Source organism: Halobacillus locisalis, assembly GCF_013694105.1.
Lineage (GTDB): Bacteria > Bacillota > Bacilli > Bacillales > Halobacillaceae > Halobacillus > Halobacillus locisalis.
Window position 1 is genome coordinate 1 of the sequence record NZ_JACEFG010000002.1, and the last position, 27,000, is coordinate 27,000.

Genomic DNA, 27,000 nt, shown 5'->3' on the forward strand with positions numbered 1-27,000 from the left:
CAGCTCGCTTCCCGCGCTCGACTTGCATGTATTAGGCACGCCGCCAGCGTTCGTCCTGAGCCAGGATCAAACTCTCCATAAAAGTTGAAGTTTGACTTGCTCATTTGCACACCGAATGTGCTTGTTTGAATTCCTTCTATAATAGAAAGAATATCTTGACGTACTGGTTGGTTCGTTCAGTTTTCAAAGATCAAATTGTGTGTGCCGTTCAAAACAGCGACTCAATTAGTATATCATGTTTTGTTGTTTTAAGTCAACAACTTTTTTCATGATATTTTGTTGTTTGCGTTGATGTCTTTCAACGCGACAAAAAATAGTATATCACGCATTCGCTGTTTAAGTCAACAACTAATTTTGTGTTTCTATTTATCTATGCCGTCGCCTCTTGAAGCGACAAATATTAATATACCATGCCAACGTAACCAAAACAATACCTAATTTCAATTAAATTAAAAAAGGAACAGGATTAGCTCCTGATCCCTTCTTATAAAACCCATAGATGTATCGCTGTTAATGATAATACACCTGGAACACCTAATATAGTAGAAACAACGGCTGTGAATCCATTGATCGGTACGTGCAATCCAAATTGAGCACCGAATAGATTGACGAAGAACAATAGGATAACAGCAACAATCACTCGCCCGAGCATATGCCCCACCCATTTGATTGGCGCAGCAGGCAAACCGATGATCAACAAAAGCGGAATGGCCAAGCCCAGCAATAATAGTACAAGAACCGGATTCATAAAAAACCCCCTGTCTGAGTAAAACTGCTTCTTTCACAGTCTATGTGTTCAGACAGAGGGTTAGTACAAGCTATTTGGAAAGGGCGCTTAGTTCTCTATTTCTCGCTTCCCTCAATAAATAGAAATACTTTGCTTTGACGAGTGCTAGATCTTGGAGCCCTTCGTCACTTGGATCGATGCTTTGTTCAATGATGCGATTTAATTGTTCCCATTCTTTTTTCAGCTTCTTAATGTTCACCAGCAATTGCTGATCGATCTCTTTTTGGATTCGCTTTTTCTTACCGAACATGATGAACACCCTCTACTATAGTTCTCTACGTCCTTCAAGAGCTTTAGATAATGTGACTTCATCTGCATACTCCAAATCTCCGCCTACAGGGAGACCGTGAGCAATCCGTGTCATTCGAATGCCTGATGGTTTAACTAAACGAGAGATGTACATAGCTGTGGCTTCGCCTTCGATATTTGGGTTCGTAGCTAAAATCAACTCTTCAACCCCTTCATCTTTAAGACGATTGATCAGGCTCGGAACATTGATATCCTCCGGTCCAATTCCATCCATTGGAGAGATTGCCCCATGCAGGACGTGGTATTTCCCACGGAAGTCCTTCATCTTCTCCATCGCTATGACATCTTTCGGATCTTGAACGACACAAATGAGCGTTGGATCACGGGACTCATCTTGGCAAATGGAACATGGGTCCTGATCGGTGATGTGACCACACGTGGAACAATGCGTGAGCTCCCGTTTGGCGTTCACTAACGACTTCGCGAAATCAAGTACATCGTCTTCTTCCATTTCTAAGACGAAAAAAGCCAGGCGGACAGCCGTCTTCGGGCCGATCCCTGGCAGCTTCGTAAAACTGTCAATCAGTTTTGATATTGGTTCCGGATAATACATGAGAATTCCTCCTAGAACATTCCTCCAGGCATACCTTTCGTGAATTGTCCCATAGTATCGTTCGTTTTGTCGTCGACTTGTTTAATGACATCATTTGTCGCTGTGATGATTAAGTCTTGAAGCATATCGACATCATCAGGGTCGACCACTTCTTCAGAAATTTGGACATCGGTGATCTCTTTCTTTCCGTTAGCGACGACCTTGACCATTCCGCCACCAGCTGATGATTCGAATGTCATCTCATACAACTCTTCTTGAGCTTTCATCATTTTCTTCTGCATTTTCTGCATCTGTTTCATCATATTGTTCATGTTGCCTCCGCCTTTCATGGCAATTCCTCCTTTTATTCTATCCAGTTATTCTTGAATTTCTATTAAGTCATCCCCGACGAGTTTCCGTGCTTCTGAGATTAACGGGTCTTCACCATTTGAGTTTGATGATGCCCCCTCTTCAGCACCGACACCGCCGTCTTCTCCCTCTTCCGTCCCTGGTTTCTGCTTGCGGACATATTCTTCTCGCAACTCTTGCCAGTTCTGTTCGGGAATAGGAATGATGGTTAATGGTTTACCTACGAATTCGGTTAACAGTGGCTCAATCGTATTCTGATGTTCCAAAGCCAAGGAACAATGAATGTCGTAACGAAAGGCTAATACAAGGGCTTTCGATGAAGCAGCTCTCGGCTTACTATTCAACAGCGTCGCATGAGCCGGCGCATTGTTTCTCTTCAACGCCTCCATGAAATCAGCCCATCGGTTATGGACACTTTTTATTTCATCTTTAGACGCTTCATTCAACACTTGGCGAATTCGTTCATATGGAATAGTATAACCTTTTCTTCCAGACCTTGCAGGTGCGCGCTTCGGTGCTGGCTTCGCACCTTCTGCTTGGGCTACCCCTTGTTGCTTGAGCGTCGCAAGATCCTTCTCCAGTTCGCCGATCTTCTGTGTCAGTTGACTCAGGGCTTCTGAATCGACTGGAGCACTTGTTCTTACAGTACCTTGAACTTCCACCATATTCAACAGGGCGATTTCAATGAACACTTTCGGACTCGTAGTCCACTTCATTTCCTGTTGACACTGATTCAATTCACGGATGGCTTTTTGAATCCAGTCGGCGGTTAACTGCTGGGATAGGTCGCGGAACGCTGCATCCGGAATCGCTCGTTCTAAATGATGTTCTAACTCAGGGGCTGTTTGGTATAACAACAAATCCCGCAAATAATAAATCAAATCAAAAACGAATCGTCCTGGATCTTTTCCTTGTTGAATCAAATCGTCTACGGCACTAAGCGCCGCTTTTACATCTTGCTGATCCAATGCTTGGATCACTTCTGCAAGTTTGGCTTGAGATACGGATCCTGTTACAGCGAGGACATCGTCAATGGTGACCTCTTCTTCACTGTAGGAAATTGCTTGGTCTAACAAGCTCAAAGCATCCCTCATACCACCTTCAGCTGTTAAGGCTACGATTTCTAAAGCATCTCGTGCAATCGCAATATCCTCTGCCGCTGTGATGGTTTCCATCCGATCGACCATCGCCTTTTGTGAAATACGCTTGAAATCGAAGCGCTGACACCTGGAAATAATGGTCAGAGGGATCTTGTGTGGTTCTGTTGTCGCCAGTATGAAAATAACGTGACGCGGAGGTTCCTCCAATGTTTTCAACAGGGCGTTGAATGCCCCCATCGATAACATGTGGACCTCATCAATAATATAAACTTTGTATGGAACCGCGCTTGGTGCATATTTCACTTTGTCACGGATTTCCCTGATCTGTTCGACTCCGTTATTCGATGCCGCATCAATTTCAATGACATCGGAAATCGAACCATCCTGAATCCCCAGGCAGGCGTCGCACTCGTTACATGGTTCTTTCGCAGGCGAACGCTCACAGTTAACGGCTTTGGCGAAAATCTTCGCCGCACTCGTTTTCCCTGTTCCACGAGGACCGGAGAATAAATACGCGTGAGAGAACTTGTCTTGCTCGATCGCATTTTGCAAGGTACGCGTAATATGGGTCTGTCCTACAACATCTTCAAAGCTTCTTGGGCGCCAGACACGATATAAAGCTTGATAGCTCATCTAACCGTTCTCCCTTTTTAGTCTCTTTTTTCATTATACCTGATACAAGGACAAGATGTGAACCTTCGCCTCTTATTAATCCATCGTCTATATAAATAGAAAAAAGAGTCGCTATGATTTTCATCACAACGACTCTTTTTGAAAAGCTATGTATGCCGTGCACCCACCTTCGATGGTGGGGCCCCAAGCGTTACTCATGATCATGGCTCAACCCAGGCACTCCCGCGGCACACGAGAGGTACAGCTTACTGCTGCTTCCTTCCGGACCTGACAGGGTTCACTGGTTCCCGTTGCGCAGGACCTGAGTGTCAACACCACTTTCATAAGGCAGACCTTGAGGCCACACCACCTCGGGTGGGGATTCGGCCTCGCTATAGCGGATTGCGAGTACAGGGCACCGCTACCTCCCCGCTTAGCACGACATTACTAGTATAGCGACTTTTCGTGAAAAATGCAATGGGTTGTCCTATGATTTATCGATCGACTTCTTACTTTTCTTTCGCTCTCTCAAAGATTTGAAGAAATTCGTCAGCATCATTGAGCATGTTTCTTCCATTATACCGTGTACAACTTCAGACTGATGATTAAAACGTTCGTCTCCCAACAAATTCATCAATGTTCCCGCACATCCAGCCTTTGGATCTTTTGCTCCGTATACGACGCGTGGAATCCTCGATTGTACAATCGCTCCGGCGCACATTGGACACGGTTCTAGCGTGACATATAACGTACAATCTTCTAAACGCCAGCTACCGATTTTTTGATTAGCTCGTTCAATCGCAATGAATTCAGCATGGGAAGAAGCGAGTTGTGACTGCTCCCTTTGGTTATAACCTGTCGCAATCACTTCATGATTATGGACGATGACCGCTCCGATCGGGACCTCGCCTTCTTGTTCCGCTTTCTTAGCTTCTTCAATCGCAAGCTTCATGTATTGTTCATCAAAACTCATAGAGACACCTCTATATTATTAGAATAAGTTCGCTCCCCGTTTTCATACATTAGTAAAGATGAGAAAGGAGGGACGGTCATGCAGATCCATGTCGTCCAGCAAGGAGAGTCTGTATTTTCAATTGCTCGTCTCTATGATAGTACGCCAAATGCTATTATCGAAGCAAACGAATTAGAAACTCCAGGTAATCTTGTAGTCGGGCAAGCACTGGTTATACCGATTGTCGGCCAATTTTATTTCGTTCAGCCTGGTGACAGCCTCTTTTCGATTGCTCAACAATTTGGTACGACGGCGGAAGAGTTAGCTCAAATCAATGGGATATCTCCGAATAGCACGCTCTCAGTAGGATTCAGGTTGTATATTCCAGACCAACCCCCTACACCCATTACGTCGAATGCTTATATTGAACCCTATGGAGGCGAGGTTTCGGATACACTGCGAACCTCAGCAGAGAACAGAGCTGTATTGTTAACGTACTTAGCCCCTTTCAGTTATGAGATTCAAACCGATGGGTCCCTTAAAGCACCGCCATTGGATAATTTCAAACAAATCGCTACGAATAATGACACTTCTTTAATGATGGTCGTGACAAACTTAGCGGATGGAGAGTTCAGTGCGGAGCTTGGCCGTAAAGTATTGACGGATGAAAACCTTCAGAACAAATTGCTCGATCGAATTGTTTCAACGGCCAAAGAAGTCGGATTTAGTGATGTCCATTTCGATATGGAGTTTCTGCCAAGAGAACTGAAAGAGAACTACAACCAATTTTTAAGAAAAGCCAAACAAAGGTTGTCCAATGAAGGATTACTCATGTCGACAGCGCTCGCCCCCAAGACTAGCGCCGAGCAAGAAGGGGCTTGGTACGAAGCGCATGACTATGCAGCTCATGGGGAAATTGCAGATTTTGTAGTACTGATGACGTATGAATGGGGATATAGTGGCGGTCCACCTCGTGCCGTGTCGCCCATCGGTCCCGTCACCGAAGTGGTGGATTTCGCTTTATCCGTCATGCCTGCCAATAAGATCCTACTTGGTCAAAACTTGTATGGCTATGATTGGACATTGCCTTATGAGCCCGGCGGGGAATTTGCGAAAGCCGTGAGTCCTCAGCGTGCCATCCAAATTGCACGGGAAAACAACGTCCCTATTTCCTATGATGAAGAAGAGCAAGCCCCTTACTTCACCTATACGAGTCAAAGTGGCGAAGAACATGAGGTGTGGTTTGAGGATGCACGGTCGATTCAACAGAAGTTCGACTTGATCAAAGACCGTGGATTGTTGGGGATCAGTTACTGGAAGCTCGGACTTTCTTTTCCACAAAACTGGGAACTGCTCGAAAATCAATTTACGGTTACGAAAAACTAATCCATGAAGTGGTCCTCACCCGGCCACTTCATGATTCGTTTAGTCACCATTTCCAGGGATGAACGTGACAAACCGTTGATCTTCTTCTGCTTGATGATAAGCTTCACGGAGGCCTAATCGTTCAATCTCGGTTTTCTTGACGACTTTAAGAGGGATTGTTGCGTCAAAAGGGCCTTCGAAAGGAAACGGGTTCACAGATACTTGTTTATCATCCACCCAATTGGCGATCATTCCGGATGGGGCGAAGTCGAATGTCTGACGGAATCCATTCTTAAACCAGGAGATTTCATCTTCTTTCGAAATACCAGGGGTTTGCATACAGACATATAAAGACAAGTCATCACAGAACTGTAGTCGGTCGAAGTGAAGGTCATAAATATCCCTTGGAACATCCATCTCCATCGCAGCAAATAAGTCCTCTTGCCGCTTCTTTTCTTGTGCAACGAAATCACGGATCACCGCTTCTTCACTATCCTCAGACAAAAAAGACTGATAGTGCATGCTACAGAGCATACCAGCATACAACGACCGGCTGGCCACTTCTTCGATTCCCCTTTGATAGGCGGCGAGCTTTTCTTCTAGCGGAAAATCGATAAATGAATAGGGGCGCTGTTTCTCTTCATTCCAACGGGGATGTTCATCCAAGGGAATCCAGGCGCGATCATGTTGAGCCGTTGCCCAGTCCGCTTCTTCCCTCAACTTCGAACGTAACAAAAAATTCTTCTTCCATTCCCACACCATTTTCCCAGAAAGCAAGGCATGGTCATGTTGTCGCATCATGATAAAGTCATTTTCTCTCTCCAAAACGATCATCGTTTTCCTCCTTCAACCTTATGTAAACAGAACGGACGGCAGCCATGGTTATCATTACTTTTTTCCCTTTTTCAATACTGTTTATTCAGAGGATGTTTCATACATCATACACGGATATGCTCCCTCTTTTCCAATAGGATGAATCGATTTTTCCCGTGACCATAAAAAAAGCGCGTGCCTGAGATCAGGACGCGCTCTTCTCGTTTATGCTTCGAGTAGCTTGATCGCTTCATGGTTGAAGGCAGGAATATCATCTGGTTGACGGCTTGTCACCAATTGATTCTGGCAAACGACAACTTCTTGGTCTTTGTAGTTCACACCCGCATACTCCATATCAACAGCAATCGATTTGAAACCTGTTGCCGTACGTCCCTCAAGGGATTTCGCTGTAATCAACAATTGAGGTCCGTGGCAGATCGCAAACACCGGCTTGTCTTGATCCATGAAGTGTTTCGCGAAAGATACGAATTTCTCATCGCCTCGTAATTGGTCAGGTGAAAATCCACCAGGAATGAATAAAGCATCGAAGTCTTCAGGCTTCACATCGTCTATGGACGCATCAATCTTGACGGTCGCTTGACCTTGCTTACCGGTTACTTCTTTACCTGCTTCCCATTCGATCGTCGTCACTTCATGTCCTTCTTTAGTAAAAGCTTCATTCGGTTGTGTGTATTCGACATCTTCAAATTCTGACGTTATGACACATGCAATCTTACTCATGTTTGATCATCTCCTTGAAGTTTCGTTAATTTTTTCACATAGGATATCTTCCCCTTTTACATGAAAATAAACGCCCGAACTTCAATAAAATGGTTATTCATTGCCATAGTGTTTCATCGAAAATTGTTGGAACGTTGTATCCTGCTGGTTTTTATACAACGTTTTTCCAGCAATGGTATTGATAATATGCACGTTCCGGTGAACCGATAACCCTAAATTCGTCGCGCCAGCCCCGTGCGAGTGTACGAGATTCGTCAATGTGAAAAAGTGGTGATTGCGATCGTCATGAAACTCCAATTGATAATCACGGCTCACTTGATACATACCGTCCTCTTCCCACTTCACTTTATCTTTGAATCGTGTGCTAAACCAATCCGGAATATGAGGTTTATAGCCGGTTGCCAAGACCACTTTATCGGAATGATACGTAAAATCATGCTCCTCCTGCCACTGCCTGCAGTTCAATTGATAACCATCGTCTACCGCTTCTATATCCTTCACTTCCGTCATTGGCTGAATGAGCACACGTGACGCTTCACCTGCTGTTGTTCGGTGATAGAGCTTCGTGTACAGACGGGTCAACGTTTCTGGATCAATTCCTTTGCGAAGCGGCTTCAGTGTGTCGAGCGCCTCTTTTCGTTGATCCAAGCTGAGCCCGTGAAAGTAGTCCACATACTCTGGCGTGAACATTTCCTGAGCGAATTTCGCCTGATCCAATTGAAAAAGTCCGCCCGTACGAGTAAACAGTGTCACTTTCATATCTTGACGTTCTTGTTCTTCCAGCAAATCCAAGAACACTTCAAGCGCACTCTGACCGGAACCTACGACCGTCACATGCTTCGCTTTAAGCAAATGGTCCTTTTCAAAGAGGTAGCGACTTGAGTGAATGATATCTTCATTCGGGAGGCCGTCCATTCCATCGAGGACTACCGGTTCATTGCCCGTTCCCATGACGACATGTTTCGCCTTCACGTATTTCTTCTCTCCAGTAGCCGTTTCCTCTGCGACCACCTGGTAATGCGGAATATCATCATCTTTATGATCGATCACATCAATCACCGTATGACCAAACCGAAGATTCGACAGTTGATTCGCCACCCATTGCAAATAATGATTGTATTCTTGTCTCGGCACTTTAAAATGCTGGTGGAAAAAGAAAGGAAACATGCGATCGTTTTCGTACAAGTAGTTCATAAATGTGTATGGGCTTTTCGGATCAGCGAACGTCGCTAAATCAGCCAGGAAAGGAACTTGCAAATCCATTTTCTCAACGAGCATCCCCGGGTGCCACACAAAAGATGGCGTTTTCTCAAAAAAGACGGCATCCAGTTCACCTGTCTGCTCCAATAACGCGGCCAACCCTAGATTATAAGGTCCAACGCCGATTCCGATGACATCATACATTTTCTCCATTTGATCTCTTCCTTTCCATCTTCTCACTGAACCGTTCTTATTCTTTCCATAATTGTTCTAACACGATCACGAGCGTAGTACCGACCAACAAGCCATTGCTGGCGAGGTTCCTTACGATTCCAGGCATCCCTTGGAACACTTCAGACGGCAGGAACATCAAACCGATGCCAAGTAAAAACGACACACAAAGAATCGTCCTTCTCCGTTGGTTGAGTTCCTCACTCGCGATATTCCCCAAACCGAGTCCCATCAACTGAACGAATGTCGCCAGTAAAGCGGCATTCGCAACGGGGGCTGGAATCCCTGATATAAAAGCGACCAGTGGTGGGAAGAAAGCAATCGCGACTAATAAAAGGGAAGCATATAAAACGGCTGTTTCTTCTTTTGTCCTGTTAAATCAATAAAACCGGATGACGAAGCAAGCGGTACGTTCGCAATCGCTGAATACATCGCCGTAATAGCATGTGTTACGCCAAGGAAGCTGCTCCCCCGGTTCACCTGACTATATGTATAGGACGGTTTCCCTTCAATCGACTGACTGACAGCTACCACAGAGGCGACAATATTCGATAATAAAATGACCGCTGTAATAAACGCCAACGGAATGACGCTCCACTCGAAGCTAGGCGGCCCCCATGCGAGCCACTCTGGCGCTTGGAATACCGAAACATCAGAAGAGACTGTTCCTTTATCAGAAATCGTCAATACATAGATGATCCAACCGAACATAATCCCTAAAAGGACGGCATATCCCTTCAGCCATCCTTTGCCGAAGATCGAGAGTCCAAGGACTAAGAAAAAGGTGATGAACGCGATCAGCGCTTCCCAGCCATGAATCGCTTCGACTTCTTGTTGAATGCCGAGCATCCCTCTTAGAAACGTCCCACTTAATTGTACGGTCAATAAAAATAGAAAAGACCCCGTTACAAGAGGGGTAAAAACGAACAATACACGGTGAGCCAACTTGAAGACACCAAATAACAGGAGGAATCCTCCTGTCCATAACATAGCCGCTTCAAGTGTTTGTAAGGTTTCTATATAACTTTTTCCCGATTCAGCGCCGGAATATGCCATCACAGCGAAAATACTGATCCAAATCCCGGCGGGTCCTTCTAAAATCGGGAGCCGGTGACCGAAGACACCTTGCAAGAACGAGGTCACGCCGACCGCGAAGAAGGTCCGCTGCATCAGCCCGGCGACCTCGTTAAAATCCAAATTGAAAATCGATCCAATCACAATAGGGAGAGCCACTGAACTCGCCAATAGGAAAACGAACCATTGTGTCGTCTCTAGTGTCGTGCCAACGAAAATACCTGATTTTGATTTCATTTCATTCACCTGTTCCCGTTCATTCCGTCTATTTTTCTACATCGTACCACAGCATTTTACAAATTGTCGCACGATTGGTTTCATGTGAAACATCCAGCAAAGAAGGCAAAGAAAAGAGGACCCTAAAAGATCAGGGTCCTCCTCTTCTTAACGTCGTTCTTTTGCCTTTATAGCCGTAACGGCTTTGGATAATGTGTGGATCGCAGACTCTAAATGCTCCATTTTTTTCTCTAATTTCACGAGTAAGAAAAGAGTAACGGCAATCGGAAAACCGAAGTTCCCCAATAGCTGTGCAAAGACAGGATAATCCATGTAATCCCCCTCCTCCTCACAGAAACTTACGATTGCAATGACAAGGCTTGTGCGATCCCTCTCGTAATCGCATCAGCCAATGAAATAATAAATGACTCATCCTTCAAGAAGTTAGCATCCGTCGTCCGATCAAGAAATAAATGTTCTAACAAGATGGCAGGCATCGCGGTTTCTCTCACGACCGCAAAGTTCGATTCTTTTTTTCCGCGATCAAAAAGCCCGAATCCTGCAAAGAAATCAGCTATTTCCCTGTGCAACACATCTTGCAAACGCCCCGTCTCCGTATTTCTCGTGCCGGGATACACATAGCTTTCAAAGCCTGTGCCGCCACCAGCATTATGATGGAGAGAGACAAAATAATCGGCACCGATGGAATTAGCATAGGAGGCTCGAGTCGACAACCCTACTGCTGTATCCGATTCCCTCGTCATACGGGCGTCGACAATATATTGACTTTCCAACTTTTCTCGAACGAGCAAACCGATCTCGAGCGATAGGTCTTTCTCTTGTAATCCATTCGCCACGGCACCGGGATCTGTGCCGCCGTGGCCTGGATCAATCACAACAATTGGCATATACTACTTCCCCCTTCATTATGCATTCCAGTAAAAGGACGGTGCTCCATATGGGTACTCTACACGGCTGTCATTATGAACGAAGGTGTTATATTCAATAATGCCGCTGAACCCACACGTCTTTGTCACCTCTGCCACTTGAGAGGGATACTTTCCTACTGGATCGATATCTGCAGCGATTCCATACGTATGCTGGCTATTTGATGCGCCACCCACGTTCGCGTTGTGTGTCACACTACGGAAACCGGAGTTGATCACGACCGCTGCATTACCCAGCTTTTTGCGCGTCGCTTCCAGCTTATACATGAGGCGTCGTACGTTCTCTTTCACCTGCGTTGCCCCAACATTCCCCCCAGAAAAGCCACTTCCATCTTTTGAGTAGAATTCGCTGAATGCAAAGTTGGCTGTCGAACCATCCGATGATTCTAAGGCATTCAATTGATTTTGTGTTTGCGGACCGACAATACCATCCGCCGATAATCCGTAGGCTCGCTGAAAACGAACAACTGCTGCTTCTGTACCGTTACCAAACACTCCATCGACGATCACATACGTTTGAGAAGGCGAATCGGCCGCCCACCCCGCAACACGAATTTGCGCTTCTTGAACATCGCTTCCTGTATCACCGTTTTGCAAAGTTCTTGTCCAATCCATTTGAATCTCTCCTTTAATAGATGATGAGAGACAATCAAAAGGGATGCAGTTCGCATCAGGTCATCCCTGCCTGATTCAAACTGTTTTGTTGTCTTACACGATATAAAGAAACATGAAGATCAAAAAACACAACCTGTGGGAAAGATATTTTTCATGAATCAACCTCAGAAGAAGTAGTGAGTTCTACAAACAAAAAAATAACAAAGCGCACCTCCCCAGGTATGCGCTTTGTTATTGGGCTTTCTGTCTATTTAATTCAAATAAACCTGGCACGTCATCGAGTTTATAGTTTCGAATGTAATGGATGACGTGAAGTTTCAGTTCCTGCTCCAGATCCTCTCGATTTTCTCTGCTGGTCAAACGAAGCGAAGACTTTATTTTAGGCTCAAATGTGTCAATAACACTTGATTTAACTTGATAGGCAGATTGCGACTCTTTTACTAAATGATATAAATTGGACATGCTTTATCCATCACCTTTCGCAAGAATGTACTTCATTTTTTCAAGTGCTTTACGATGGTTCTTTGAAACGGCCTGCTGGGAGACACCCATTTTCTTCGCAATTTCTGTGTCACTCCACTGATGAACGTACGCAAGGTCCATGATTTGTTGTTGCTTAATTGTGAGAATGCGATAGGCTTCCAACAATCGTACATCTTGAATGTATGATTCTAACCCTTGTCCTCCCTCCTCATGGTGCCTTTCATGTTGATTCACCAATTGATCCTTGTGTGTTGTACCTTCCCCATCGCCAATGGATTGGTCGAGCGTCAGTACATTCCGGTCTTCAAACCTTCTCGCACGCTTATCATAATTAATACTTTGAAAATACAAAGACGTACTCAGATAAGAAGTAAAACGCATATCAAAATAATGCGCTTTGAAAGCCTGGTCCAATTGTTCTTGTCGATGCTCATCAGGATTCGTAAGGTAGCGTTCAATCAATTGGCGGTGTTCGCTTTTCTGAATAAACGATTCCACGGCACGGTTCCCCTTTAAATCAGGGAACGCTTCATAAAACCATTCGGTCAATCGATCCATTTCCATCACCTCAAATAGAACGTATGTTCGGTTTAATGTTAAAAAAAGAAGCAATAAGAGATAAGACTCTTCTGCTTTATCTATTACTATATAAAGAACATCAACCGAACATAATCACAACCATGAAGGGAAATATCGTTCCTTTTCCCTATCTATTACACCACAGCAACATCTGGAAAGAAAGGGGGAAACGTCCTAATTTGTTAAAGAAGGCCCACAGTGATAGTACTGTGGGCGCCCTTTATATTTCTATTCTTCTAGTGTCGACGTATCACCCGTCGGGAGACCAAGCTCCCAAGATTTCAATAGACGACGCATGATTTTACCGCTACGCGTCTTCGGAATCGTGTCTTTAATTTCAATCTCTCGAGGGGCAGCATGGGCACTCAACCCTTGTTTGACGAATAAGCGAATCTCTTCAAGTAGTTCATCTGATTGCTCATAGCCATCACGAAGCGTAATGAACGCTTTGATGATTTCTCCGCGCTCTGGATCCGGCTTCCCGATGACGCCCGCTTCCGCAACGGCTTCATGCTCAATCAATTTACTCTCTACTTCGAAAGGACCAACCCGTTCGCCTGATGTGTTGATGACATCATCAAGGCGTCCCTGGAACCAGAAATAGCCTTCTTCATCTTTATAAGCACTATCTCCAGATACGTACCAGCCATTTAAAAAGTAGCTTTCGAATTTACCTGGGTTGTTCCAAATTGCACGCATCATGGACGGCCAACCTTCGCGGATTGCTAAGTTCCCCATTTGATTGGCAGGAAGTTCGTTTCCTTCATTGTCTACAATGGCCGCTTCAATGCCAGGGAATGGTTTACCCATCGATCCTGGGCGCATCTCCATCGTAGGGTAATTACAAATGAGCATGCCCCCTGTTTCCGTCATCCACCATGTATCGTGAATACGTAAATCGAAGGCTTTTAATCCCCACGTAATGACTTCAGGATTTAACGGTTCGCCTACACTCAATACGTGTCTGAGCGTACTGAGATCATGTTTCCTCACCGCTTCTTCACCAGCGCTCAACAACTTACGGAAAGCCGTTGGAGCCGAATACCAGACGGAGACCTGTTTCTCCGCAATCGTTCCGTACCAATCATCTGGACTGAATCGACCTCCGCGGACCACATTCGTCACGCCATTCAACCACGGAGCAAAGATTCCGTAACTGGTTCCGGTTACCCATCCGGGGTCTGCGGTACACCAGTAGACATCGTTCTCCTGCAAATCGAGCACCCATTTCCCCGTTTGATAATGCTGGATCATCGCATTGTGAACGTGGTAGACACCCTTCGGTTTCCCTGTCGAACCAGAAGTATAATGAAGCAGCATGCCATCCTCTAAATCGACCCATTCCATGTCAAAGGATTCGGATGCCTGGTTCATCTCTTCTTCAAACGAAATATAATTCCCAGGTGCATCGCCCCCAACGAGGACAATTTGTTTCAAATCTGGCAACTCATCAACCGGGACGCGTTCTAATAGCTCCGGTGTCGTAATCAGCATTGTCGCTTCACTGTCTTCCAGGCGATCACGCACCGCCTGTTCCATGAACGCTTCAAATAAAGGACCAGCAATGGCACCCGTTTTCAATATTCCTAGAAACGCAGCGTAGAATTCAGGACTTCTAGGCATGAATAAAAAGACGCGGTCGCCTTTTTCGATGTTATGTTTTTTCAATACATTCGCGAATTGATTACTTTCCTTTTTCAAATCTTCAAATGTTCGCTTCTCCTCACGATCGGGTGAGGAATACACCAACGCGACTTGATTCTTTTTCTGAGGATCTTCGGCATGTTTATCGATTGCTTCATAGGCAATGTTGACTTGACCTGTTTGACTCCAAGAGAAGTTCTTCTTCACTTCATTCCAATCAAACAAAGCATAAGCTTCTTCGTAGTTCTCCATATTGTGTTGGCCGGAACGTGCTGGAATTGGTTTCATATCCATCTTCATCACCTCATCAAAGTTTTTTGCAAGCGTTTTCTAGCAAGAGCTGAAGAAAGCCCTGAATCATCCAGAGCCACATGCGTCATATATTTTCTGAAAATTTTATGAATTACTTTCTATTTTAGTGTAAAGTCCCACTTTTTTAAAGTGTTATGCCAGACTTTTACAAAAATCGTACGTCCGTCCCCTTCATTGACAGGGGTTCACCGGACGAATATAATGAAAATGTCATATAGAGGTTTCTTAGCCCATCCCTCTTTAAAAAACTAAGGACGCTGACAAGATTCAAAACCACAGCCCTTAGGGTTGTGGTTTTTTTATTCTAATTAGATTGAGGTGCCATCTATGACTGGACGCAACGAAAATAGCTTGGATTTATCATTATTGGGGAACCAAGAGAATGAGTATTCTTTCGAATACGACCCTGACGTACTCGAAACGTTTGAGAATCAGCACCCGAACCGGGATTATTTCGTAAAATTCAATTGCCCAGAATTCACCACGCTTTGTCCAAAAACGAGACAACCGGACTTTGCGACGATTTATATCAGCTATATTCCGAATGTGAACATGGTAGAAAGTAAGTCGTTGAAGCTGTACTTGTTCAGCTTCCGTAACCATGGTGACTTTCACGAGGATAGCGTCAATACGATCATGAATGACTTGATCGAACTGATGGACCCTCGTTACATTGAAGTGTGGGGCAAATTCACACCTCGTGGCGGGATCTCCATCGATCCGTTCTGTAATTACGGGAAGCCTGGGACGAAGTTTGAACAAATGGCTGATCACCGATTAATGAATCACGATCTGTATCCAGAAAAAATCGATAACCGGTAACCCAAACACGAAAGGCGAGCTCACCTAAGAGCTCGCCTTTTTGTTCGTTTTATTGTTTATCGTTTTTATACTGCATGTACACGACTTGGGTGACTAGGAAGTCTTCCATTCCGTGCTTACCGTCTGCCCCACCGAGACCGGACTGACGCATACCCGCATGGTAACCCTGAACGGCTTCAAAGTTCTCACGGTTGACGAATGTTTCACCGAACTTCAGCTCATTCACGACACGCATCGCTTCGTTCATATCATCTGTATAAACAGAAGAAGTGAGTCCATATATCGTGTCGTTTCCTTTTTCAATCGCTTCGTCTAACGTCTTGAATGTCGTGACAGGGATGACGGGTCCGAAGATTTCCTCTTGCATAATCTTCGACTCGTGCGTGACATTAGTCAGAATGGTTGGTTTATAGAAGTATCCTTTCTCAAGATCCCCACGTTCACCACCGATTTCGACTTTTGCTCCATCTTCAACCGCTTCTTTTACCATGTTTTCCACTTCTTTTAAGCGGTCTTCACTGACAAGCGGCCCGACATCGGCTTGTTTGTTTTCTCGTGGATCCCCAAGTGTAAGCGACTCGAAGCTGTTGCGTAGCTTCTCAACGAATTCATCAGCTAAACTATCGTGCACATACACGCGCTCAGCATTCGTACAGGCTTGTCCATTATTGGCTACGCGTGATGTCGTAATGGATTTTACAGCCACATCTAAATCGGCATTGGATGTTACAATGGCCGGAGCCTTCCCTCCAAGCTCTAAGTTGACCTTCGTGATGTTTTGAGCGGCTGCTTCCATCACTTTGGTACCGGCCTGAATACTACCCGTCATCGAGATCATATGGACATTCTCATGAGAAGCAAGCGCATTTCCGATTTCTGAACCTGTTCCGGTTATAAGATTATAAACACCGTCTGGAATCTCATCCATCGAATCGATAAGCTTAGTGAATTCAATCGCCGTATTCGGTGTCTGCTGACTAGGCTTCAGTACAATTGTACAACCCGTTACAAGGGACGTTGCGACTTTACGCGCTAAGATAAACATCGGGAAGTTCCATGGGACGATTCCGCCGACAACACCGATCGGTTTTTTATAAACGAATATGTTTTCATTGGCACGGTCACTCGGAACAATTTCACCCTCTATGCGACGCGCCCATTCGGACATATAGCGGAAGTAATCAATAGCTAGATCGATTTCCCCGCTTGCCAATTCATAGTCTTTCCCTTGTTCTTCTTGCAACAAATCAATAAAGGTATCACGGTTTTCTTCAATTTTGTCACCCAAAGCACGAACGATTTTCCCCCGTTCAATATTAGGTGTCAATTCCCAGCCCTTTTGCGCCTGTAAAGCTGCTTCAACGGCTCGGTCAACATCTCCTTTGGTCGCTTTCGGAGTTCTAGAAATAATCTCCTCTGTCGCAGGATTCTCTATATCGATCCATTCATTTCCTTCCGATTCTGTGTATTTCCCGTTAATATATAATTGATGTGTTTTCATTATTCGAACCTCCTAGTCATTCGTTATCCATTGATTTCCACGATTTAGATTTCCATAAACCATCCAATAGGTTTTCTAATACGAAGAACGTGAAACATAACAACAGAAAGAGGGATAATATGAAAAAACAAAATCAAATGCTCATCATTCTCGGAACGATCGGTGTATGTAACCTGATTGCCGCTCTTATTCTATTCGTTGCCACTCCAGATCCGATGGCTCCGCTGGTACTTATGGCTTCGGGTATTCTTCTTATTGTTGGAGGGTACGCCGATCGCAAAGAGCGAATAAAACGAAACCAACAAAAAAAGTCCTGAATTCAGGACTTTTTACCATTCAAGGACGAACCCTTTCACTTTCTTCGACTCGCCTTCTTCATCGCTCTGTTCCGCTTCAAAATAAGGATCTTCCTCATTCAAATGGTAGGTGATCGTCTCCGGATCCAAGTACAACTTGTATTCCAGATCGGTCACTTTGTGCAGGGTAATATCTGGAACGGTCGTTTGATTCGCTTCCTCATCTACTAACAAAATATCGATGTGATCATACCCATGAGTGAGCAGTTTATCTTTTAAATTCATCGGTTATTCCTCCGTCCAACTGGTGTACTTTTTCCTTACCCATTTGAAGCCCATTACAAACAGAAACTTGATGACTCAACAATGTATCGCATTTAAATAGCTCTTAGACATTCTGGTGATTTCCGTTGCCATAGTCAGCGTTTGAAGGGCCGGGAAATCACTCGCTTTCCGCGGGCATGTGCTGAGCTTCCTCAGGCTTCGCCTTGCGGGATCTCACCGATCATGTACATCCCGCAGGAGTCTCGCAATCTCCCGGCCCTTCTTGCTTTTGTTAGGATAACGGAAACATGAGGTGAGTTTTTGTGAATAACAAAAAAGTCTCGTGTGCGAGTGTTATGTTGATCAATGCTGTTCTCTTACTTCGCACGACGTATTCAATTTCCATTGGGTTCGTCCATCTACATGTCAAAAGGGGTGGTTTTGAAACGACGCCCATTCAATTATAGATAGTTGGACCACTTTTATGAGAAGGTTTCTACGTGATCATCATTACCAATCACGGCGAGTCTTATAGAATCTCACTATTTGAATGCGATTTCGAACATCTATTCATGTAAGGGGGAGATGGGGAACGGGGAGACCCCGCAGAGAGGGAACGACTTGAATAAACTTCCTTGATCCCTTGCGCCGAGAAAGCTTTCTACAGAGCGATACGAGCAGACGCACGCGCACGTTTTTTAGCTCGAGGAGGCTCAGCGCCCACCCCACGGAAAGCGACTCGTTCCCCCCACCTCCCCTCTCTCCATACAAAAGTTTCGAAATCAGGTGTTTGAACGATTATATGTAAAGAAGCGGGAGAAATCCCGCTTTCGTTGCGATTAGTACCCGTATCCACCGCGACCTCCAACATAAGAAGCCCCAATGATAATCAAAAGAATGAACAATACAACCAATAGCGCGAAACCGCCACCGTATCCTCCGCTCATTTTCATTCCTCCTTTCGCTTTACTTTACTACCTTATGCGTTTCGCCCTTTGTAGTAAGGGCGGATGCGGAGTTCCATTGAAATTTATTTTTTCTTATTTATGGAAAATAATTAAGTATTCCTTTACCATTAAACTAGATATCTATGAAAGCGGAGGGGAATATATGAAAAAGTTATTACAAGTATTTAGTTTGTTGTTTCTTACTGGATTGTTGTTTACAACTCCAGTACTAGCTGAAAACTCAGATGCGAATGAAAATTTAACAAAGAATGAGGTTAAGGAATTAATAGTTAAGGTTGCACGAGAATACGAAATTCCTCCAGAAGTATTAATTGCCATAGCATTTGAAGAATCAAAGTTTGAACAATTCAATGATAAAGGTGAGCCACTTCAGTCTGGTGACAATGGATACGGGGTTATGCAGATTACGGATGAAGTCGACAATCTTGAAGAAATAAAATATGATACAGAAGCTAATATCAGAGCTGGAGCGGAAAAGTTGTTAGAGAAATGGAATTGGCAGATCAACCCTAATATCGACATCTTGCCTGATGTTGTTGAAACCATTGACTCTAAGAATAACCGTAATATTATTGAACATTGGTACTTTGCAATTATGGCCTACAACGGTCTAGTTGAGGTGAACGTCCCCAAAGAAAAAAATATAGGTGTGGAACTTGACACTGAAGATATGACATACCAAGACAGAGTATTTGATCATATTGAGGAATATGGTGAACTTGAGTTAGCTGATACAGAATTTATCAAAGGTATAGCGTACGAAGTTATCAATGATGAAAGTGGTCAGGTTAAATTTAAAGAGAATGCCCTCACTTTTGAGGAAGAGGGAACATATAGCCATATGAACTTCAAAAATGGAGACAAAGTTTATGTAATCAATGAAAACTATCCTAAATATATGTTTGGTTTTAAGTATGATACAAAAGATATTTCAAGTAGATCTGAAATTCCGTATTATACAACTTTTGAGATTACAGACGATAGTCTATTTTTCAAACCATCCAACACTCTCTACTCACACTATCGCTATTATGAAGTTGAAAGAGAGGGAATGACAGGTTACATTGCATCTTCCAATCTTGAACTTGTAAGTAATAATGATACAAGCTTTAGTGATTCTAACACTCTCACAGATTCAAGCTCACCTAAGAAAGTAAATCCTGATAAAACCTTCACTGTTACATTAGAGCCCAGTGAAATCAATAAAACGTCTATTAACAATCGCAATATTTATATTGTTAGAGAGGACGGATTAGGGGTAGAAGTAGAACTTGATTTTGATCAAGACTCAGATAAGGTTAAAGTGGACCCCGTCAAGGACTTGCAATCTGGGCAAACCTACTCTCTTTACGTAAAAGACGTTTCATCAGATGCTGGTGTTATGACTACACCAATCCAACACACCTTCACCGTTCAATAAGCACAAAAGCGCCGATCCTGAAAAAGGAACGGCGCTTTCTTTATATTGTAAATACACGCCTCATCGCAAGCGATGCAAAATAGAGCGATTGGACAAAGAAGGCGACTCCCCAAATCGGGGCAGGAATGATCTTTGTTGCTCTTGATAAATTTGCTGCATCTCCCGCTTGCATCGGAGAAAAGAAGCTGATCCACATGATTTCAAAGGCACTCGTGACCGATTCCACTAAAATCAAACAAGCGAAAAAGACGAGCACATATTGAATGACGGCTTGGTTTCCACTTCTTAATAAGAAAATGAATCCTGCGCCGAACGTGACAATCCAGAACAGTCCATATACATTGCGGACCCAAAATACTAAATTGATCGATAGAAAGGCGAGTAAAATATAGATCATCCATTTGTATTGCCCTTTTGAAATCAGATAGAAGAATAGAAAACCGAAAAAGGAGGCAAACACATACCCGGCAATGCTAGTGAAAAAGTGGCCGACCCACGATGTGTGGCCGGTTAATGTGGTACCTGCTGTATTGGGGAACAAAGATATCCGGCGCACCTCGCCCCCTGTAATGAGAGCCATTAAGGAATGGCCACTTTCATGAATCATCGTATTTAAAATCGCAAAATACTTCCCGACTACAGGCATCTGAGTCAAGAGTAAAGCGATGACCAGTCCAATGATGACTTGTGTTTTCATCTATTTGTCCTCCCTTATCTTTTACTTCATTTTTCGCAGGCGGTATAATTATTTTAAACATACAACGAGAGGGGCTTCATCATGAATGCTAGATTGATATGGATTTGTTTACTAGCTCTCGTGTTTCTGATCAGCTGCTCGAACTCGAAGGAATCTACGAACTCGTTAACCATATCTGCAGCTGCCAGTTTAACCGACGCCATGGAAGAAATCGTGGACATATACGAGCAGTCCCATGACATTTCGATAACGCTGAATCTAGCGAGCTCAGGAACGCTTGCGCAGCAAATTGAACAAGGAGCCCCTGCAGATGTGTATATATCGGCTAATCAATCATGGATGGACAAACTAGAAAAAAAGGAAAGAATCATACCTGAAACCAAAGTCCATCTCGTCGAAAACAACCTTGTCGTCATTGCTCAGGAAGGATCGGCACCTTTATCATCCATAGAAGATATCGCTGACCTCGGTGAAAACGAACAACTAGCTTTAGGACAACCGGGAAGTGTTCCGGCTGGTACATATACGAAACAGGCATTAGAAAAGATTCAACTCTGGAACGACTTAGAACAAAAAATGGTGTATGCGCATGATGTCAGGCAAGTACTCGCCTATGTCGAGTCGGGAAATGTCACCTATGGCTTCGTTTATGGGAGCGATGCGACAACTTCTGACAACGTATCGGTCGTATCGCAGATCGATACGCACTTGCACGATCCGATCATCTATCCAGCCGCCATCATCTCGGACAGTGAAAATCAATCAAGTGCCCAGTCTTTCCTGGATTTTTTACAATCAGACGAAGCACAAAGCATATGGAGAAAGACTGGATTCCAAACTAATTAAGAAAGCGATGACTGTCTATGAGCTATTCCCCACTATTTCTTTCATTAAAAATAGCATCGATTGCAACGATTATTGTCTTTGTCGTCGGAATTGCTCTCGCCAGGGGGATATCAAGAAAAGTATTTCCCGGGAAAAGTATCGTCGAGTCCATCATTTTGCTACCACTGGTACTTCCACCAACCGTCGTCGGCTTCGGGCTGCTTTATTTATTGGGGGTGAACGGACCAATTGGACAATGGCTGCTCGACTGGTTCGAATATAAGCTCGTATTTACATGGGTGGCGGCCGTTATTGCAGCAACCGTCGTATCGTTTCCTTTGATGTATCAAAGTGCGTCGGCTGCTTTTCAGAACTACGACCGAAATGTCGAAAACGCGGCCCTTACGATGGGGGCTTCAAGAATCAAAGTGTTCTTCACTATTTCATTCCCACTCGCTTGGCCCGGCCTTTTGGCTGGGCTCGTTCTTACCTTTGCTCGTGCTTTAGGAGAATTCGGAGCGACGCTTATGGTTGCGGGAAACATTCCAGGGGCAACCTCCACCATCCCCCTCGCGATCTATTCAGCTGTGGAAGCAGGTCGTATGGAACAGGCGTACACGTGGGTCATCATTATCATTGCCCTCGGATTCAGCTCTGTGCTTTGGTTGAACTGGTGGACGAAGCGAAATGTCATATCACCGAATCAAAATTCGTAAAAGGTGGAAACGCTATGCTTACTGTCGATATAAAGAAAACATTGAAGACATTCACTCTGGAATTGTCCTTCACCATGACAAATGAAGTCGTTGTCCTTTTCGGCCCCTCTGGTTCCGGGAAAACAACGACGCTCCAATGCCTCTCTGGACTGACACAACCGGATCAAGGATTAATTGACCTTAATGGTAGAGTTCTTTTCTCAAATCGCCAAAAGCCTGTTCCTGTTCAGAAACGTGGAATCGGTTATGTATTCCAAGACTATGCGCTTTTTCCCCATATGACCGTGAAAAAGAACATTCTTTACGGCGCTAAAAACGCGGACGAAGCGATGAATATTGTCGATACATTAGGAATTCAGCATCTATTGGAAGTATATCCGAACAACATTTCCGGTGGAGAAAAGCAACGTGTGGCCTTAGCCCGTGCTTTTGCTACAGAGCCAAGCCTTCTTCTATTAGACGAGCCATTCTCTTCGCTAGATGAACAGGTGAAACAGGAATGCCACCGAGAGCTCTTGCGGCTTCATCAAAAATGGCAAATCCCCGTCATTCTCGTTACACATGATTACGAGGAAGCTGAAAAACTGGCTGATCGTATGATTCATATCAACAAAGGGCGTAGCCGATGAACAAGAGTTTAATCATTGCCCTCATTCTCTCTCAGTCCGTCTTTTGGGTCCTGTTCCCTTGGCTTTCCACCATCACGAACTACCTTCATCCCTTAGCGCTCTTTGTGATCAATATGGCTATTTTCTTTATCGCTGTTATCGTCACAGCCATCGTTCAGCGCGTGAAGTATGTAATCCATGCCTATTGGTTTCATATCATTTTCTTGTTGTACATGGGTGCTTTACTCATTTTATTATTCATCAGACCAGGGGATCCGGGATTACGTCAGGCGAATTTTGTTCCTTTTGACACGATTCAGATTTACTTATCGGGGAACGTCGACAGCCTGATCAGCATGTACAATCTATGGGCAAATGTCGGGTTATTTCTACCGCTTGGAGTTTATTTTGCTTTTTTCATGTACAGGTGGAGTGTGAAATGGCTTCTTCCATTCGGCGTGATCGGTTGTATTGAAGTCGGGCAATTTGTGAGCAATCGTGGGAGTCTCGATATCGATGATTTGATCTTGAACATGGTAGGTGTTTGGTTAGGATACGGAGTCGCTCCGTTGTTAAAGAGGATTTTCGTAGTGAAAGAGAGGCATAATCAATAGGTAGCGCCCCCGGCAGGATTCGAACCTGCGGCACACGGTTTAGGAAACCGATGCTCTATCCCCTGAGCTACGGGGGCTCAATGGGTATGAACCATATTATACAAAAAATGTGAGCAAATGCAACAGTAAAATCCTCTTCAAAATACCCCTTATCTGTTACTTCACACCTATGTATATGATAAAATGTTATTTGTCTGTAAAAAAGTATCGTATTATGTCTATGTGAATAACGCACGCACGACCCGCGTGCAGCACGTCTTTTTAAAAGAGGTTGAAGGAGGAGAAGAGATGGGACAACTACCTTTCATTGCCGTTGAAGGGCCCATTGGGGTTGGGAAAACGTCTCTGTCTAAAAAGCTCGCCTCCCAGTTTGATTTTCATTTACTGAAGGAAATCGTTGAGGAGAATCCGTTTTTAGGCAAGTTTTATGACAACATTGAAGAATGGAGCTTCCAGACCGAGATGTTCTTTTTGTGCAATCGGTTCAAACAACTGGAGGACATCGACCGTGATTTTCTACAACAAGGGAAGCCGGTAGTCGCCGATTACCACGTTTCTAAAAATATGATCTTTGCTCGTCGTACGTTAAGAGAGGATCAGTTTCATAAGTATTCTCAGATTTTCGATATACTCACACACGATATGCCACGCCCGAATATGGTTGTGTATTTACATGCCAGCCTGGATACGTTGATGGAACGCATACGCATGCGCAATCGTGATGCTGAATCGAACATCCAACCTTCTTATTTAAAACAGCTCTCTCAAGACTATGAAGACTTCATGGATCATTTCGAGGCCACTCACCCAGATATTCCGGTCATCCGTTTGAATGGGGACAACCTTGATTTCGTGAAGCACCAAGATGATTTAAATCAAATTGTTGATCAAGTGAAGCAACATTTAAATAAAGGAGAAGTTATCAAATGAACGCACGTGAACGCTACGGAATTCCACATGACAGCGTCATAACGATTGCCGGAACAGTCGGTGTCGGTAAGTCAACCATGACCAATGCCCTCGCTGATGCTCTGAAGTTCCGCACATCTTTTGAAAAAGTAGAAACGAACCCTTATCTGGATAAATTCTATCAAGATTTCGAACGATGGAGCTTCCACTTACAGATTTACTTCTTAGCGGAACGCTTCAAAGAACAGAAGAAGATCTTCGAGTATGGTGGAGGATTCATTCAAGACCGCTCGATCTATGAAGATACGGGTATTTTCGCCAAAATGCACCATGAAAAAGGGACGATGTCTGAGACGGATTATGAAACGTACACGAACCTTTTCGATGCGATGGTCATGACGCCTTACTTCCCTCATCCCGATCTTCTCATTTACTTGGAAGGATCGTTCGATGATATCTTGGACCGTATCAAAAAGCGCGGACGTCCGATGGAACAAGAAACCCCTGTCGAGTACTGGGAGGAAATGTTCAAGCGCTATGAGAATTGGATCGACAATTTCAATTCTTGCCCTGTCCTTCGTTTAAACATCGCGGATTACGATGTATTAAAAGATGAGAAAAGCGTGGAGCCGATCCTTGAGAAAATCGGACACTTTATCCAACAATCACGCAAATGGCGTTCCAGCCGTTTGCTGACATAAGTTGAAGCATCCTGCAGCCACCCGCTGCAGGATTTTTTATTGTTCGCCTTCCCCCATTTTGACATAATGAAAGAAGAAGGGAGAGAAATAAATGGAAATGCCTAAGAGGAAGATGTGGTTGATCATCATCTCTACTGCGCTTGGTTTCTCCTTGTTTTTTCATTACCAGTCATTTCACGAACAGCGTGAGGAGAAACGGGAAGTGGGGAGATTCATGGAATGGACAACATCGAAATCACTGAGTGATGTTGGAATTATGAACGCGAATGTATGGGAAGATTTGATTGAATCAGATGATGGGGATGTTCAATTTGCTATTCGAACAGGGATGATTCAAAACGATGCTGGACGTTGGGAAAGAATGGAGCACACGGATGAAATCGTGAATCTCCTTCATGACTTGAACGAAGATCTCTATCAGTTCAAAACCGGCATGGAGACGGAAGAAGATGTCACGGATCTCAAAGAAGAGATCAATCAAAAGGTACAGGCTTTAACCGGAATCTTTACATACTTGCAAGAAACGATTCCTGAAGAGGATTCTATTGCGTGGTACGACACGTTAGACGATCTTTCCGATAGAGATTCAGAGTTAAGCGAGCGGGTTGAGGAGCAATACGAAACGGTGTATCCGAACTGATTCAGGCAAGGCAGATTACGACTGCCTTGCCTGAATAATAGAACCAAATTTGTCTATAAACTCGCCAATCATCATCCGGTGACTTCCGATCATTTTTTCAGGTAAATCGCGCACGTCGATAAATTGACATTCAATCGCTTCGTCCCGATTAACTTGAAGTGCTCCATCATAGTCTGTTGTAAAATAAGCGGCCGTCACCGAATAAAACTGGTCGCCATTTGCAGCGGTCGAAAATTGATCTTCTCCTGAATAAATGTTGATCAGCTTCAATTGTTTCACCGTGAGGCCTGTCTCTTCATACACTTCCCGGATTCCCACTTCTTCCGTGCTTTCACCGAGCTCCATCAAACCACCCGGCAAGCCCCAAACACCTTCTGGATAGGTGCGTTGTTGAAGCAGTATGTTCCCTTCATCGTTCACGACAATCACAACCGTTCCGACGAGAATGACAGGACGATGTCCGACTAAAGATCGCAACTCCTCTATATATCCCATTGCCCTCTCCTAACAATCAATATGCCAGTCCAACGGTTTCTCGTACCCATCGATTCTCTTCTAAGGATGTTAATAAGAAGTGAGCGACATCGCTGCGGTTGATTTGCTTTCCGTTCTCCGGAACCCCAACATCTGTCTGACGATACTCGCCTGTTACGTCTCCGTCTAGAAGTCGTAATGGGCGTGCAACCGTATAGTCTAGTTCAGCAGCTACGATGGCGTTGACTGCGTTTCTGTGATCTTTCAGTACGTTTTTCAAGATACGCTGAGACATCCAGCCCAGAAATCCTGGAATCTCTTTCTGAATGCCTGCAGAAGCCACATAAACGATCCGCTTCAGTCCGTGCTTTTGCATCCCCCGGACGATGTTTCCTGTCATTTGCTCCAGTACATCCGACTTCTTCAGGTTCTCAGACCCTAAACAAGACACGACACTTTCATGTCCTTCGATCGCTTGTACGACGTCCTCTTCATTTAAGGCATCTCCTTCGATCATATGTAGACGGTCATGTTGTATAGCTAGCTTGGACGGATTGCGAACAAAAGCCGTCACTTCGTGTCCATTTGCCATTGCCTGCTCTACAAACGCATGTCCCGTTCCTCCTGTTGCTCCAAAAACGATCATTTTCATAAAATGGCCCCC

At 44.3% G+C, this 27,000-nt stretch carries 32 protein-coding genes, 1 tRNA gene, 1 rRNA gene, 1 other RNA gene and 1 pseudogene; 11 read left to right on the forward strand and 25 right to left on the reverse strand.

The genetic code is table 11. The features are described 5' to 3' along the window. The 8 genes from H0266_RS07240 to tadA all read right to left on the reverse strand — a co-directional run. Positions 1–82, reverse strand: a 16S ribosomal RNA gene (locus tag H0266_RS07240); the annotation flags it as partial. Between the two features lie 402 nt (positions 83–484). Next, positions 485–748, reverse strand: a complete 264-nt coding sequence (locus H0266_RS07245) for a pro-sigmaK processing inhibitor BofA family protein (RefSeq protein ID WP_181471752.1) — start codon at positions 746–748, stop codon at positions 485–487. Positions 749–818: 70 nt separating this feature from the next. Further along, a complete protein-coding gene (locus tag H0266_RS07250) occupies positions 819–1,037 on the reverse strand; it encodes a YaaL family protein (protein ID WP_181471753.1) in 219 nt (72 codons plus the stop codon). Positions 1,038–1,052: 15 nt separating this feature from the next. Beyond that, positions 1,053–1,649, reverse strand: coding sequence for a recombination mediator RecR (gene recR, locus H0266_RS07255; protein WP_181471754.1), 597 nt, complete (start codon positions 1,647–1,649; stop codon positions 1,053–1,055). Between the two features lie 11 nt (positions 1,650–1,660). Beyond that, complete coding sequence (locus tag H0266_RS07260; protein WP_181471755.1) at positions 1,661–1,978, reverse strand: YbaB/EbfC family nucleoid-associated protein; 318 nt, start codon at positions 1,976–1,978, stop codon at positions 1,661–1,663. A 27-nt stretch (positions 1,979–2,005) separates the two neighbouring features. Next, entirely contained in the window at positions 2,006–3,730 is a 1,725-nt protein-coding gene (dnaX, locus tag H0266_RS07265; RefSeq protein ID WP_181471756.1) for a DNA polymerase III subunit gamma/tau, read from the reverse strand. Positions 3,731–3,885: 155 nt separating this feature from the next. Beyond that, positions 3,886–4,151, reverse strand: an RNA gene (gene ffs / locus H0266_RS07270) — signal recognition particle sRNA large type. A gap of 45 nt (positions 4,152–4,196) precedes the next feature. Next, the gene (gene tadA, locus H0266_RS07275; protein WP_181471757.1) at positions 4,197–4,682 is read right to left on the reverse strand and encodes a tRNA adenosine(34) deaminase TadA; all 486 of its coding nucleotides are present in this window, start codon (positions 4,680–4,682) and stop codon (positions 4,197–4,199) included. Positions 4,683–4,760: 78 nt separating this feature from the next. Between tadA and H0266_RS07280 the strand changes: the two genes are divergently transcribed. After that, positions 4,761–6,047, forward strand: coding sequence for a glycoside hydrolase family 18 protein (locus H0266_RS07280; RefSeq protein WP_181471758.1), 1,287 nt, complete (start codon positions 4,761–4,763; stop codon positions 6,045–6,047). A 39-nt stretch (positions 6,048–6,086) separates the two neighbouring features. On the opposite strand, the gene H0266_RS07285 is transcribed toward H0266_RS07280, so the two are convergent. From H0266_RS07285 to acsA, 10 genes and pseudogenes are all read right to left on the reverse strand, one after another. Further along, positions 6,087–6,860: a DUF3891 family protein gene (locus H0266_RS07285; RefSeq protein WP_181471759.1), complete on the reverse strand. Its 774-nt coding sequence runs from the start codon at positions 6,858–6,860 to the stop codon at positions 6,087–6,089. A 204-nt stretch (positions 6,861–7,064) separates the two neighbouring features. Continuing rightward, positions 7,065–7,580, reverse strand: a complete 516-nt coding sequence (locus tag H0266_RS07290; protein ID WP_181471760.1) for a type 1 glutamine amidotransferase domain-containing protein — start codon at positions 7,578–7,580, stop codon at positions 7,065–7,067. A gap of 93 nt (positions 7,581–7,673) precedes the next feature. Further along, positions 7,674–8,993 (reverse strand): lysine N(6)-hydroxylase/L-ornithine N(5)-oxygenase family protein, encoded by a 1,320-nt coding sequence (locus H0266_RS07295; protein WP_246363805.1) that lies wholly within the window; start codon positions 8,991–8,993, stop codon positions 7,674–7,676. Between the two features lie 37 nt (positions 8,994–9,030). After that, positions 9,031–10,322, reverse strand: a pseudogene (locus H0266_RS07300) (purine/pyrimidine permease). A 147-nt stretch (positions 10,323–10,469) separates the two neighbouring features. Beyond that, positions 10,470–10,634: a YvrJ family protein gene (locus tag H0266_RS07305; RefSeq protein ID WP_181471761.1), complete on the reverse strand. Its 165-nt coding sequence runs from the start codon at positions 10,632–10,634 to the stop codon at positions 10,470–10,472. Between the two features lie 26 nt (positions 10,635–10,660). Then, a complete protein-coding gene (locus tag H0266_RS07310) occupies positions 10,661–11,209 on the reverse strand; it encodes an N-acetylmuramoyl-L-alanine amidase (protein WP_181471762.1) in 549 nt (182 codons plus the stop codon). Positions 11,210–11,227: 18 nt separating this feature from the next. After that, the gene (locus H0266_RS07315; RefSeq protein WP_181471763.1) at positions 11,228–11,863 is read right to left on the reverse strand and encodes a D-Ala-D-Ala carboxypeptidase family metallohydrolase; all 636 of its coding nucleotides are present in this window, start codon (positions 11,861–11,863) and stop codon (positions 11,228–11,230) included. Positions 11,864–12,094: 231 nt separating this feature from the next. Next, positions 12,095–12,223 (reverse strand): hypothetical protein, encoded by a 129-nt coding sequence (locus H0266_RS19585; protein WP_281374244.1) that lies wholly within the window; start codon positions 12,221–12,223, stop codon positions 12,095–12,097. 105 nt (positions 12,224–12,328) lie between these two features. Next, positions 12,329–12,904, reverse strand: coding sequence for a sigma-70 family RNA polymerase sigma factor (locus H0266_RS07325; protein WP_181471765.1), 576 nt, complete (start codon positions 12,902–12,904; stop codon positions 12,329–12,331). Positions 12,905–13,153: 249 nt separating this feature from the next. Then, the gene (acsA, locus tag H0266_RS07330) at positions 13,154–14,863 is read right to left on the reverse strand and encodes an acetate--CoA ligase (RefSeq protein WP_181471766.1); all 1,710 of its coding nucleotides are present in this window, start codon (positions 14,861–14,863) and stop codon (positions 13,154–13,156) included. A gap of 345 nt (positions 14,864–15,208) precedes the next feature. Here acsA and queF point away from each other — a divergent pair, with 345 nt between their 5' ends. Next, positions 15,209–15,703, forward strand: a complete 495-nt coding sequence (gene queF / locus H0266_RS07335; protein ID WP_181471767.1) for a preQ(1) synthase — start codon at positions 15,209–15,211, stop codon at positions 15,701–15,703. A gap of 49 nt (positions 15,704–15,752) precedes the next feature. Here queF and aldA read toward each other — a convergent pair whose 3' ends face one another. Then, positions 15,753–17,204 (reverse strand): aldehyde dehydrogenase, encoded by a 1,452-nt coding sequence (gene aldA / locus H0266_RS07340; RefSeq protein WP_181471768.1) that lies wholly within the window; start codon positions 17,202–17,204, stop codon positions 15,753–15,755. A gap of 119 nt (positions 17,205–17,323) precedes the next feature. On the opposite strand from aldA, the gene H0266_RS07345 reads away from it, so the two are divergent. Beyond that, entirely contained in the window at positions 17,324–17,521 is a 198-nt protein-coding gene (locus tag H0266_RS07345) for a hypothetical protein (protein ID WP_181471769.1), read from the forward strand. A 12-nt stretch (positions 17,522–17,533) separates the two neighbouring features. On the opposite strand, the gene H0266_RS07350 is transcribed toward H0266_RS07345, so the two are convergent. After that, positions 17,534–17,785 (reverse strand): hypothetical protein, encoded by a 252-nt coding sequence (locus tag H0266_RS07350; RefSeq protein WP_181471770.1) that lies wholly within the window; start codon positions 17,783–17,785, stop codon positions 17,534–17,536. An 818-nt stretch (positions 17,786–18,603) separates the two neighbouring features. Beyond that, positions 18,604–18,711 carry a YjcZ family sporulation protein gene (locus H0266_RS07355; protein ID WP_181471771.1) on the reverse strand — a complete coding sequence of 36 codons (108 nt, stop codon included), beginning with the start codon at positions 18,709–18,711 and terminating at the stop codon, positions 18,604–18,606. Positions 18,712–18,874: 163 nt separating this feature from the next. Here H0266_RS07355 and H0266_RS07360 point away from each other — a divergent pair, with 163 nt between their 5' ends. After that, a complete protein-coding gene (locus H0266_RS07360) occupies positions 18,875–20,152 on the forward strand; it encodes a transglycosylase SLT domain-containing protein (protein ID WP_181471772.1) in 1,278 nt (425 codons plus the stop codon). 40 nt (positions 20,153–20,192) lie between these two features. On the opposite strand, the gene H0266_RS07365 is transcribed toward H0266_RS07360, so the two are convergent. Further along, the gene (locus tag H0266_RS07365; protein ID WP_181471773.1) at positions 20,193–20,849 is read right to left on the reverse strand and encodes a M50 family metallopeptidase; all 657 of its coding nucleotides are present in this window, start codon (positions 20,847–20,849) and stop codon (positions 20,193–20,195) included. An 81-nt stretch (positions 20,850–20,930) separates the two neighbouring features. Here H0266_RS07365 and modA point away from each other — a divergent pair, with 81 nt between their 5' ends. Genes modA through H0266_RS07385 form a run of 4 tightly spaced genes read left to right on the forward strand, consistent with a single transcriptional unit; the run spans position 20,931 to position 23,612 of the window. Further along, positions 20,931–21,695, forward strand: coding sequence for a molybdate ABC transporter substrate-binding protein (gene modA, locus H0266_RS07370; protein WP_181471774.1), 765 nt, complete (start codon positions 20,931–20,933; stop codon positions 21,693–21,695). Positions 21,696–21,712: 17 nt separating this feature from the next. Next, positions 21,713–22,390, forward strand: a complete 678-nt coding sequence (gene modB / locus H0266_RS07375; protein WP_181471775.1) for a molybdate ABC transporter permease subunit — start codon at positions 21,713–21,715, stop codon at positions 22,388–22,390. 14 nt (positions 22,391–22,404) lie between these two features. After that, the gene (locus H0266_RS07380; RefSeq protein ID WP_181471776.1) at positions 22,405–23,019 is read left to right on the forward strand and encodes an ATP-binding cassette domain-containing protein; all 615 of its coding nucleotides are present in this window, start codon (positions 22,405–22,407) and stop codon (positions 23,017–23,019) included. Beyond that, positions 23,016–23,612 carry a VanZ family protein gene (locus H0266_RS07385; RefSeq protein ID WP_181471777.1) on the forward strand — a complete coding sequence of 199 codons (597 nt, stop codon included), beginning with the start codon at positions 23,016–23,018 and terminating at the stop codon, positions 23,610–23,612. The genes H0266_RS07380 and H0266_RS07385 overlap by 4 nt, the downstream gene beginning before the upstream one ends. A gap of 4 nt (positions 23,613–23,616) precedes the next feature. On the opposite strand, the gene H0266_RS07390 is transcribed toward H0266_RS07385, so the two are convergent. After that, positions 23,617–23,689: transfer RNA gene (locus H0266_RS07390), tRNA-Arg, on the reverse strand. 211 nt (positions 23,690–23,900) lie between these two features. Here H0266_RS07390 and H0266_RS07395 point away from each other — a divergent pair. The 3 genes from H0266_RS07395 to H0266_RS07405 all read left to right on the forward strand — a co-directional run bounded on the left by H0266_RS07395 (position 23,901) and on the right by H0266_RS07405 (position 25,862). Then, positions 23,901–24,542: a deoxynucleoside kinase gene (locus H0266_RS07395; protein ID WP_181471778.1), complete on the forward strand. Its 642-nt coding sequence runs from the start codon at positions 23,901–23,903 to the stop codon at positions 24,540–24,542. Beyond that, positions 24,539–25,222, forward strand: a complete 684-nt coding sequence (locus H0266_RS07400; protein WP_181471779.1) for a deoxynucleoside kinase — start codon at positions 24,539–24,541, stop codon at positions 25,220–25,222. The genes H0266_RS07395 and H0266_RS07400 overlap by 4 nt, the downstream gene beginning before the upstream one ends. A 91-nt stretch (positions 25,223–25,313) precedes the next feature. Continuing rightward, positions 25,314–25,862, forward strand: a complete 549-nt coding sequence (locus H0266_RS07405) for a hypothetical protein (RefSeq protein WP_181471780.1) — start codon at positions 25,314–25,316, stop codon at positions 25,860–25,862. Between the two features lie 15 nt (positions 25,863–25,877). On the opposite strand, the gene H0266_RS07410 is transcribed toward H0266_RS07405, so the two are convergent. Next, complete coding sequence (locus H0266_RS07410; RefSeq protein WP_181471781.1) at positions 25,878–26,357, reverse strand: NUDIX hydrolase; 480 nt, start codon at positions 26,355–26,357, stop codon at positions 25,878–25,880. Between the two features lie 16 nt (positions 26,358–26,373). Further along, complete coding sequence (locus tag H0266_RS07415; protein ID WP_181471782.1) at positions 26,374–26,988, reverse strand: NAD(P)-dependent oxidoreductase; 615 nt, start codon at positions 26,986–26,988, stop codon at positions 26,374–26,376. Positions 26,989–27,000: the final 12 nt, after the last annotated feature.